Here is a 9789-nt window from a genome sequence, read left to right on the forward strand (position 1 = left end):
CCGGGCCCGTTCTTCAACCCGTGGCCCCCAGTGGGGACAGGGGATTCAACCCGAGATTCGAACACCCTCACCCTGTCCCTCTCCCGGAGGGCGAGGGGAAAATGGTCGCGCTGTTCCCTGGGGTACTCCATCACGAACATACCTGAAGGGGATTAGATGTGAGGCTTCGGGCCGCCGAAGCGGACGCCCAGCTCGAGCCCCACCATCCCCAGCAGGTCTCTGACATTGGCCTCCCCAATGACGCCCACGTAGACGCGATCAAAGAGCGTCGCGCCCACCGCGGCCTGTGCGCTCATCCTGAAGCCCTCCCCGAACATCAGGGGTACCCCGATGCGCGCGTAGACGGGCCCGGCGTCGATCCGGGCGGCGGGCGTCACCGCGAGCCGGAAGTCCGGAAACCCCCACGCGTCCTTCACGGGCACCATCGCCGACAGGCCGAGCTCGGCGGCGAAGAGTCGTGACAGCCGGTAGGAGGGGACGACGTCCACGGCCACCCAACCCCCGTCCCGAAGCGTGTGCGTCCTGATGGCGCTCACCCCGCTGAGACCGATGAGCGGCCGGGCGCTGAGCCCCAACCGGAGAGCGAAGGGGTTCTCGGCTGGAACGTGGGTCTCCCCTTCCCCTGATTGGGCCAGAACCCGCGGCGCCCCCAGCAGCACGAGCATGCAGATGAAGTGGCGCATCGTCATAGCCGCTCCCCGAACCACTTCCAGATGAACTCGTCCGACTCGGCCCGGTGGGTGGCATCGATGTCGTGGCCCGCGCCTTCGAGGTACTCGACGTGGACCTCCTGCCCGAGCAATTGAGCCGAGACCGCGAAGGATCGCTGCACCTCGGGCAGGACGAGGGTGTCCGCCGTCCCCTGGAGGATCAGCAGTGGCACCCTGGGACCGTGCCCCAAGTAGGTGAGGTTGCTGACGTCGGCGAAGACCTCGGGCGCATCCCTCACCTTCGCTCCGTCCGGCAGCGCGAGAAACCGGGTGACGTAGGGTTTGATCCACCAGTCCGTCGTCTCATAGACGGACGCGGGGTCACCGGCGCCGCACATGGACACCACGGCCTTCACCTCGAGGTTCTCGCTGTAGGGGCAATAGTCCGGCTCGAAGCGTGCTTCGTTCCGGGCGTACGCCGACATCATCGCGAGGTGCCCGCCAGCGGATCCGCCAATCACCCCCACCCGGCTCGTATCCACCTGGTACGTGGCGGCATTCGCGGCGAGCCACCGGAGCGCACAACGCACGTCCTGCAGTTGCGCCGGCCAGGGATGGAGCGCCTTGCCGTGTCCATCATCGAGGTTCGCGAGCCGATAGTTGATGGTCACCCCGACGAAGCCCCGCCGGCTCGCTTCCTGGATTCGATCTGCGTAGTCGTCCAGATCTCCGATGACCCACCCGCCACCATGGATGAAGACGATCGCGGGAAAGGGACCCGGCCCCTCTGGCACCGCGATGTCGAGTGTCAGGGGATGCACCCCACCCGGCTCACTCGGACTGGGCACCTCCGCGTACGTGACGTCGCCTTCCGCGCCACCGGTGAGCCCGCCGCATCCCGTGATGGCCAGCAGCAAGGCCGCGGGCAACAACCACCTCGTCTTCATGACTTCCGCCTCGGTATCCATGCTCCTCCGGAGACTCAGGTCACCCGGAGGGAACATAGGAGAACGGCGGAAGGATGGGGCCCCAACATGCCGTCCGCTCAGGAGCTAGAACGCCAGGGGCAGACTCACCAGCCCACGAGACTGGGCACTCGGGCGCCACGTGAGCTTCTCGGGCGCCGTGGCCAGACGCAGCTCCGGGAGCCGCTCCAGCAGCAACTCGAAGGCAACGATGGCCTCCAACCGGGCCAGGGGCGCTCCCAGACAGAAGTGGATGCCATGACCAAAGGCCACGTGCTTGTTGGGCGTGCGCCCCACGTCGAACAGATCCGGCTCGGGGAACTGCCCGGCATCCCGGTCCGCGGCCAGGTAGTTCACCCGGACGGCCTCATGGGCCTGGATGCGCTGGCCGTGCAGTTCCATGTCCTCCTTCGCGAAGCGCAGGATGCTCAGCTCGAACGGGCCGCAGTAGCGCAGCATCTCCTCCACCGCCGAGGGGATGAGGGAGCGATCCTCCCGCAGCCGTTGGAGCTGCTCCGGATGCTGCAACAGCGCCAGCAGGCCGTTGCCCAACAGGTTCGCTGTCGTTTCGTAACCGGCGACGAGCATCAGGAAGACCATGCTCGTCAGCTCCTCGGCGTTCAGCCGATCCCCCTGCTCCTGCACGGCGAGCAACGCGCTGATCAGATCGTCCCGGGGATGCTGGCGGCGCTGCTCGAAAACCTCCCCCAGGTACTTGAAGAAGTGCTGGTGGGCCTCGCGGGTCTTCTCCTGGGAGTCTTTCGACGGAGGGGCGAAGAACGTCTGCGTCCACTCGCGGAACCGGTCGCGGTCCTCCGAGGGAATCCCCAACAGCTCGGCGATGACGATGACGGGCAGCGGAAAGGCGAGCACCTTGAGGAAGTCCCCCCCGGAGCCCTGGGCCATCAGCCCCTCCAGCAGCTCCGAGCAGATCGCCGTGATGCGCGGGCGCAGTTCCTCGATGCGGCGCGGGGTGAAGGCCTTGGACACCAGCGAGCGCATCCGCGTGTGGTCCGGCGGGTCCACGGTCAGCAGGTGCCGGCTGAGCGATCTCAGCTTATGGCCGAAGAACCGCTGCCGGACCTCCTCGGGCAGGCGGGTGGGATCCTGCGTGAAGCGAGGATCCCTCACCATCGAGACCACATCCTCGTAGCGCGTCAACAGCCAGAAATGCATCCCCAGTTGCGGATCCGTGATCGGAGCGACGGGGAACTCCTCCCGCATGCGCTTGTAGAGGGGGAACGGGTTGGCGCGCACGTGGGGGGACCACAGCGTCTCTCCCTCCGCGAACAGGGGACTGGCCGTCATGGAGCACTCCTTCGCCTGGAAGACGCCAACCTTAGAACTCCGAGGCCTGGGGAGGATAGGTCCGAGCCACTCTCCGGCGACAGCCGCGTCCTCACTGGCAGTAGGGGCAGTTCGGCATCTTCGGGTTGTCCTCCCGCATCTGGCGGTAGATGGCGCAGTTGGCCTGGACCTTCTCCGTGTCGCCGCTGCACTTGTAGTTGTAGGCCGCCTTGCAGAACGAGTCGGACTGCGGGTCCCCGGTGGGGCCGGTGTACGGGGTGTTGCCGCACGCGCCACCGCCGCCCGTGGTGCCGGTGCCATTGCAGAAGGCCTGCGCGGTCTCGTGCGAGGTGGCGCACCGCCCCTCGATCCACAGGCTATCGGCGTCGTCGCACAGGTAGCAGTACTCGCTGGAGTCCGCACAGAGGGTGAAGGTGTCGTCGCACCAGTCTCCCTCCACGGCCTCGCAGCCGGCGGTGAGCGTGAGAAGGAGGACCGGAATCAGCCGGCGAATGGGAATGTCGAGCATCCAGGCAGGCTAATCCGATGGAAGAGCGAGATTCCACTCGTCCGCCCTCCTCCCCGCAGAGCAGGCGCTCGATGTACTCCGCGGGCAATCCTCAGGGTCCCTGGTTCTCGCGCACGGCGGCGGCCGTCTGGCCCAACTCCCCGGACAGCAGCACCAGCACGTCATCCAGGGACACGAGCCCCACCACGCGCCCCTGCTCATCGACGATCGGCAGGCGGCGCACGCCCTGCTCCCGCAGGGTGAAGAGCGTCCGGTCGAGCGAGTCATCCACATGGGCGGTGGTGGGCTCGGGCGACATGACCTCTCCGACGGTCAGGGCCCCGGGGTCCTTCCGCTCGGCCACTACCCGGGTGACGATGTCCCGGTCGGTCAGCATGCCCACCGGGCGCAACGCCTCCTGGACGACGACGAGCGCGCCCACATGATGGTCGCGCAACGCCTGGGCGGCCTCGGCCACGCTCTGGCTGGGCTGGATGACGGCCACCGTCTTGCGGCAGAACCTTGCGAGCGACATGGCTCCTCCCTTTTCAGGAACGCAGCGCACGCCCACCGCGCGATGCAACCCACCGGGGGCAACTCCACCGCCTCCCTGTGTGGATGCCTGGAGTCCTTCCGGGGAACGCTTTGCCTGGACCCAGGGGCGGTGGTTAGAAGGTCAACTTACCCCCATTCAACGGCTCGTCCCTCGCTTCCGGCAGTGCGACCCTGAACGCCCTCTTTCGCACGCTGCCCGGAAGGAGTCCCTTCGATGCGACTGCTGCTGCTGGGAGTCATCATGCTCCTGGGGTGTGCTCCGAGCCGGGACACAAGCAGGTGCACGCGGTGAATGGGCCGCCTTCCTCCCAGTGGAACTCGACGAGTCAGGTCCCGATAAATGGGGCACGGAGGCGCTACGCTCGGCTGGCTATCGCATCTCCGTCGTCGAGTTCGAGGACATCGTCGAGTCCACCCCCATCAGGGGCTCAAGGGGCGAGCCGGGCGAGTTCTTCTCGAGACGTCCTCCCCGGCGGGGTGGTCCGGGTGTTGGCGTTCACGAGGAAGCGCGGAAATTTGGACCGGGAAGCCGGAGGTGTACCGGGGGTTCGGCATCCCGGTCCGAGGTGAGGCTCAGCGCTTGGACTTCGCCTTCCTGGTCGTCGCGGCCTCCTCGGCCTCGCGGCGGCGGTAGCTCTCGCCTTCGATGGCGAGGACGTCAGCGTGGTGGATGACGCGGTCAATCAGCGCGGTGGCGCACGCGGCGTTGGGAAAAAGCGCATCCTCCGCCACTCGGACCCGGCCATCACCACGGAGGTGTACGGCCACCTCGATGTGGAGGACATGCGCAAGGGCCTCAACCAGCTCGACTTCGCGGCGCACGAGCCGACCCCGGCCGAGTAGTCCCCGACAGCCGCCAGAGGCGAGCCATCTCCGCTTGCTGCTAGTTTGCTGCTGGAGGTGAACGCGGGAAAAGAAAAAGCCTCTGGAGTCTCACTGTAAGCCCGAGAAACTCCAGGGCTTTTAATGGTCGGGGAGACAGGATTTGAACCTGCCTCTTGGGTCTCCGGCTCGGGCGTTCGCGCGGCTACCCCGCTAGAAGTGCTCCCCGCATACAAGGCATTCGGGCTCCGTCTTGTCCTTTCCCAGGCCGATGACGGGCGGCTGAATCAGAGGGGCGGGTGGGGTGTTTTTGTCGTTGTGGAGCATGAGGTCCATCGCCCGGGCGACATTCTTGCCCTCCACCTTCACGTCGAAGGAGTAGTTGACGAATTCGGCCTTGCCCTTCGTCTTGCCGGAGGCCACTCCACCGCCGGCCGTGCCAGCCTCGTCGCCGGTGCTGGTGCTGAAGTTGGAGTCCTTCAGGCACAGCGGGTTGCCCTCAACCGTCACCGTCTTGCTGCCCTTCGCGGTGTCGGCGGAGCGGGCAATATTGGGGTAGGGAATCGGAATGGGCCCTCCCGGGCTAGGCGTCTTGCACACATCGGGGACGGCCACGGTGGTTCCATTGCTGTCCTTGGTCACCACGGACATCTTGTTCACGCCCACTGTGTTCCCCAAGGTGTCCTCCGGGATTGTTCAACCCGGGGATGATAGCAGAGGGCTGCCTCTCGGGCCCAGCACCACCGATCCAGGCTGGACATCGGGCGACCGCGGTAGCTACATCCTCCGGTATGCAACCCAGTTCCGAACGCGGGACGGGCGGCCGTCCCGAGGTCGCTCGAATACCTCCACGGCTCATCCGTTGGGACATCATGGAGGAGAGCCTTGATGAGGCGGCGTTCCTCTGGTCACATCGGGAGCGTTCGCTGCTCTCACCCGACTACACCCTTCCGGAAGTCGCCGCGCTTGAGGAGCGGCTCCGCGCCCGGCTGGACCTGCTGGTCCTGGGTGGCGCTCCAGTCGGCAAGCGGCTGCTACGCCCGGCCCTGGAGTGTGATGAGCAGGAGCGGCTCTCCGCGGCGGCGCTGGCCTTGCTGATGGACGAGAACGATGGCGCGGTCGAGCTGCTCCTCAGGGGAATCCAGGAGGGGGCGGAGCCGCAGCGCGCGGCGATCTGCCGCGCCCTTGAACTGTGTGAGCGGCGGGGAATCGAGGCTCACCTGATGCCCCTGCTCCAGCAAGGCTCCCCCGAGGTCAGAGCCTCCCTTCTGAATGTGCTGACGGCTCGCCGCGTCCGGCCCGACTGCAGTCTGGAGCGGCTTTTCGACCTGGGAGCGCCCGTGCTGCAGGAGGCCGTGCTCCATGCCGCCGCCCGCGTTCCCCTACATCTGGCACCTTCACTCCTCGATAAAGGCCTGGCTTCGAGCGAGACTACCGTCCGAGACGCTGCCCTGGAGGCGGGCCTCGTGCTCGGCCACCGCGCGGCATGGACCGCCTGCGTGGAACTCGTCTCCCGTCATGCCTCGGCCTCCGGCTTTGCCATGCTGGCGCTTGCCCTAGGCGGCTCATCCGATGAGCTCCAGCGGCTGCTGGGAACCCTCGCCGTCCCCAAGCTGCGCAGGGATGCACTCTGGGCACTCGGCTTTAGCGGGCGCAGGGCAGCGGCCGAGGCCTGCCTGACATGGATGCGGGAGGACACGCTCTCCAGGATTGCCGGTGAGGCATTCTCGGCCATCACAGGGCTGTCCCTGGAGGGGGAGTTCGCGCTCGAGGCCCCTTCCGCGCCGGACGAGCTCATCCCTCTCGAGGAAGAGGACCTTGATGCCGACCTCGTCCCCTCCCCCGCCGAGCTGCTGCCACACCCCAACGTCGAGGCCGTCGAGCGATGGTGGCAGCAGGCGCGCGCTCAGCTCGAGCCAGGCACCCGATACTCCGGGGGCAAGCCGTTCACCCCAGGCCGGCTCCTGGAGCAACTCGGGCACGGGGGAATGCGGCGGCGCCCCGTACTCGCGCTGGAGCTCGCGATCCGGACCCATGGCGAGCACCGCGTGTCAGTCCGGGCCTTCACAGAGCGCCAGCGCCAGGCGCTCGAGCGGGTCCGGCATCTCCCCGAGGGGAGCCTGAATCGTCCTTTTGCCATGACATCGGGGCCGGCCGGCGCACCGGCCGGTGCGCCACCCGGACGAGGCCCGGAGGGCAGAACACCATCATCGTCCTCCGGGAGCGCGGGGCTCGCTGTCACGGCCCTAGGAATGGTCTCCTCGGTTGGCGGCGACGTGGTCTCAAGCTGCGCGGCCAGCCGCGCTGGCATCTTGAGGATAACGGAGCTGGACACCCTCCAGCAGTGGGATTCAGAGAGCGAGCAACTCCAGCCCGCGAAGGGTCATACGATTGCCACGCTCACCCGAGGCTTCCTGGGGGTGGGCCGCCTCGCGCGCCTGGGAGCCGCCGCTCTGGAGGACCTCTCCGTGAGCAGTGGTGAGAAAGAGTGGGCCCAGACGGGGCTCTTCATCGCCCTTCCGAGCAGCTTCTACCTGTCCGCTCATGAGCGGCGCGTCACCGAGCAGGCCGCACGGGAGCAGGGAGCCTCCCAGGAAGCCCCCCCCCTGGACACGGGAGCCGCTGAGACGCGGAGGCTCCAATACGAGCAGATGCTTGTCCCGGCGCTCCTCCGCCAAGCCCGGCTGGACGTTCCTCCCGAGCATTGCCGGCTGTTCTTCGGAGATCAGGTCGGCTTCATCCGCGCATTGCGCGCGGCGGAGGACTCCATCGCACGAGGAGCGCTCAAGCGCTGCATCGTGGGAGGCATCGACAGCCTGGTGGAGCCACTCACGCTGGAGGCGCTCGACAACCTCCGGCTGCTGAGGACCCCCACCCAACCGGCCAAGCTACTGCCAGGAGAGGGGGCGGCGTTCGTGCTGGTCGAGAAAAGAAGGGCCGCGGAGAAACGGGGCGCGGCCATTCATGCATGGCTCGGGGGTGCGAGCGAAGCCAGGGACGACGCGGATCGTCTCGCGGGCAGCCCATGGACGGGGCGCGCACTCGCGGAAGTCCTTCGCGCGACCCTAGGCGAAGCGCCGGTCGCGCACGAGCAACCTGGCTGGGTGGTCGGAGACCTGAATGGCGACGAGCGCCGGGCCCAGGACTGGGGGTTCGCCCTTGTCCGGCTGAAGGGAACACACGAGCTCGGCGAGCTCCCGCACTGGCACGTGGCGGAGTCCTTCGGGGCGCTCGGCGCGGCCACCGGGCCCGCCGCCGTCTGCATGGTGGCGCGTGCTCTGGCGCGTTGCTATGCTCCCTCGCCTCGGTGTGTGGTGTGGCTGGCGGCTGACGACGGCCTCAAGGGGGCCTTGAACATCAGCGCAGCCCCTTCGTGACGCAGGAGGACTTCCATGGCGGAGCCGAAGCACCTCGACCGGAACCAGGAAAAGCGCCTCGGCTGGTTCGATAAGGTCAAGGACGGCAAGCCAGCGTACAAGGACTACAAGAGTTCTTGTAAGTCGGGCTATCGCGGTCCCAGATACGAGGCCCACCACATCGTCCCCGACGACATGATTGACGAATCCGTCGCCGAGGCAGGCAAGAGCATCGGGCTCCAGTATCTTGAGGACGTGATGTACATCACGGACTGGAACATCAACAACCCCGATAACATGATTGGCTTACCCTCCTACCATTCCTATGACCAGTATTATCAGAGGAAGGTCGACCTCGAGTGGCTGACCACACACGCCCCGCGCACCAAGGTGTGGGTGGACTGGTTCAACAACGAGAAGGCCTTCGCGCGAGCGACCCGAGATCGATGGCTCAAGCTCTTCAACTCCGGCGCCATCAACCCGGAAGGCCTGCCTATCCACAACCCCAGCCAATGGGGGCATCTGGAGTATGACGAATTATTGAAGACAGATTTGCTCAACAATGTCTGGAACCAAGTGGACGCGGTTCGCGGGGAGCACAAGCTGGATGCCGTCAACGTCGCCAGCGCCCTCAAGCTCCTGCAAACGAAGTGGCGCAACCGCCTGGTGGATAGAGGCCAGGGGGCCAACGAGGACAAGTGGAATCGGCGCCATGTCGATGATCCGGACGATGACTGGTATGTGCCGTTCACCATGGCGGGAGACCGCAACCCAATCTTCGGCTAGCACGGAGCCAGCATCCCTATGAAATACATGATTGGCCAGGTACGCATCGGACGAGGTGCGGGCCGCCTCAAGATGTTGCAGGGAGTCGAGCAGCAATTCCGATTCCATCAGGGCGTATCCCTGGCGGCGGGCTTCCCCCCCGAAGCTCATTACGAGATGAACGAGAAGTTCCCGAATGACATCAAGCTGGAGGACTTCATCGCCAGCACGGGAAACCTGCTCGTCGTCTCCCCTCGCGCCAAGGCATTCTTCGAGGCCGAGAAGCTCAAGAACAACGAATTGCTGCCAGTGGGCATCATCAATCTCAAAGGCCGGAAGGAGCCCGAGCCGTACTACCTCATTCATCAGAAGGTGCTGCAGGAGTGCATCGACCTCGAGAAGACGCCGTTCGAACGGAACCCCATCAACCCTGAGGTGTTCCTGAGCATCAGGAACATCGTGCTCGACGAGAGCCGGATCGACCCCCAGGTGTCACTCTTCCGGATGAGGCACTATCCGTTCGTCGCCGTCTACCGGGACGACCTCATTGAGAAGATCAAGGCTGCGGGCCTGACGGGAATCAAATTCGTATCCCCCTCTGAGTTCAAGGGCTGAGCCCCGACCTCATGCCCAGACTCGAAGAACTGCCCCAGCAGATTGTCCCGCACGTCAGGATGCTCATCGACGTGGCGACGCGCCAGAAGTCGGTCAGGTCACTCGGGAAGATCTGCCATGAGATGGCAGCGCATTACCGCGCGCTGGGCATCTGCCTGCTGCTGGCGGAGATGGAGGTGGACGGGTTCTTCCACTGGCTCATCCAATCGGCGCTGACCCGGAAGTACTACCTGGGCCGCAGTGCGGCGGAGAACGTCCTGGACGAC

At 66.0% G+C, this 9789-nt stretch carries 12 protein-coding genes; 5 read left to right on the forward strand and 7 right to left on the reverse strand.

All coding sequences use genetic code 11. From position 1 onward, the window contains the following. Nucleotides 1–152: 152 nt before the first annotated feature. From Q664_RS42800 to Q664_RS63085, 6 genes are all read right to left on the reverse strand, one after another. Entirely contained in the window at nt 153–689 is a 537-nt protein-coding gene (locus Q664_RS42800; protein ID WP_043410231.1) for a hypothetical protein, read from the reverse strand. Then, nucleotides 686–1618 carry an alpha/beta hydrolase gene (locus tag Q664_RS53450; protein WP_052519383.1) on the reverse strand — a complete coding sequence of 311 codons (933 nt, stop codon included), beginning with the start codon at nt 1616–1618 and terminating at the stop codon, nt 686–688. Before Q664_RS53450 ends, Q664_RS42800 begins: the two co-directional genes overlap by 4 nt. Before the next feature lie 84 nt (nt 1619–1702). Further along, entirely contained in the window at nt 1703–2923 is a 1221-nt protein-coding gene (locus Q664_RS42810; RefSeq protein ID WP_043410233.1) for a cytochrome P450 family protein, read from the reverse strand. A 91-nt stretch (nt 2924–3014) separates the two neighbouring features. Then, nucleotides 3015–3431, reverse strand: a complete 417-nt coding sequence (locus Q664_RS59610; protein ID WP_043410234.1) for a hypothetical protein — start codon at nt 3429–3431, stop codon at nt 3015–3017. Between the two features lie 91 nt (nt 3432–3522). Further along, nucleotides 3523–3945 carry a CBS domain-containing protein gene (locus Q664_RS42820; RefSeq protein WP_043410238.1) on the reverse strand — a complete coding sequence of 141 codons (423 nt, stop codon included), beginning with the start codon at nt 3943–3945 and terminating at the stop codon, nt 3523–3525. Nucleotides 3946–4538: 593 nt separating this feature from the next. After that, nucleotides 4539–4697, reverse strand: a complete 159-nt coding sequence (locus Q664_RS63085) for an ATP-binding protein (protein ID WP_369406347.1) — start codon at nt 4695–4697, stop codon at nt 4539–4541. Here Q664_RS63085 and Q664_RS59615 point away from each other — a divergent pair. Continuing rightward, complete coding sequence (locus tag Q664_RS59615) at nt 4629–4808, forward strand: hypothetical protein (protein WP_043410240.1); 180 nt, start codon at nt 4629–4631, stop codon at nt 4806–4808. The two genes, Q664_RS63085 and Q664_RS59615, sit on opposite strands and share 69 nt — an antisense overlap. A gap of 192 nt (nt 4809–5000) precedes the next feature. Here Q664_RS59615 and Q664_RS42830 read toward each other — a convergent pair whose 3' ends face one another. Beyond that, complete coding sequence (locus tag Q664_RS42830) at nt 5001–5465, reverse strand: DUF4150 domain-containing protein (RefSeq protein ID WP_043410244.1); 465 nt, start codon at nt 5463–5465, stop codon at nt 5001–5003. A 14-nt stretch (nt 5466–5479) separates the two neighbouring features. On the opposite strand from Q664_RS42830, the gene Q664_RS53455 reads away from it, so the two are divergent. From Q664_RS53455 to Q664_RS42850, 4 genes are all read left to right on the forward strand, one after another. Continuing rightward, nucleotides 5480–8164 (forward strand): TIGR02270 family protein, encoded by a 2685-nt coding sequence (locus Q664_RS53455; protein WP_152622661.1) that lies wholly within the window; start codon nt 5480–5482, stop codon nt 8162–8164. Nucleotides 8165–8179: 15 nt separating this feature from the next. Further along, on the forward strand, nt 8180–8929 hold the full coding sequence (locus Q664_RS42840; protein WP_043410248.1) for an AHH domain-containing protein: 750 nt from the start codon (nt 8180–8182) through the stop codon (nt 8927–8929). Between the two features lie 18 nt (nt 8930–8947). Then, entirely contained in the window at nt 8948–9523 is a 576-nt protein-coding gene (locus tag Q664_RS42845) for an imm11 family protein (protein WP_043410251.1), read from the forward strand. Nucleotides 9524–9534: 11 nt separating this feature from the next. Then, the coding region (locus tag Q664_RS42850; protein ID WP_152622662.1) for a hypothetical protein at nt 9535–9789 on the forward strand (255 nt) is incomplete at its 3' end.

This window comes from Archangium violaceum Cb vi76 (genome assembly GCF_000733295.1).
GTDB classification, from domain to species: domain Bacteria; phylum Myxococcota; class Myxococcia; order Myxococcales; family Myxococcaceae; genus Archangium; species Archangium violaceum.

What these genes read in the sequence shown, in the direction of transcription:
- Q664_RS42820 (WP_043410238.1), bottom strand. Translation starts at nt 3,945, where the DNA reads ATGTCGCTCGCAAGGTTCTGCCGCAAGACGGTGGCCGTCATCCAGCCC.
- Q664_RS53450 (WP_052519383.1), bottom strand. Translation starts at nt 1,618, where the DNA reads ATGGATACCGAGGCGGAAGTCATGAAGACGAGGTGGTTGTTGCCCGCG.
- Q664_RS42845 (WP_043410251.1), top strand. Translation starts at nt 8,948, where the DNA reads ATGAAATACATGATTGGCCAGGTACGCATCGGACGAGGTGCGGGCCGC.
- Q664_RS42810 (WP_043410233.1), bottom strand. Translation starts at nt 2,923, where the DNA reads ATGACGGCCAGTCCCCTGTTCGCGGAGGGAGAGACGCTGTGGTCCCCC.
- Q664_RS42840 (WP_043410248.1), top strand. Translation starts at nt 8,180, where the DNA reads ATGGCGGAGCCGAAGCACCTCGACCGGAACCAGGAAAAGCGCCTCGGC.
- Q664_RS42800 (WP_043410231.1), bottom strand. Translation starts at nt 689, where the DNA reads ATGACGATGCGCCACTTCATCTGCATGCTCGTGCTGCTGGGGGCGCCG.
- Q664_RS59610 (WP_043410234.1), bottom strand. Translation starts at nt 3,431, where the DNA reads ATGCTCGACATTCCCATTCGCCGGCTGATTCCGGTCCTCCTTCTCACG.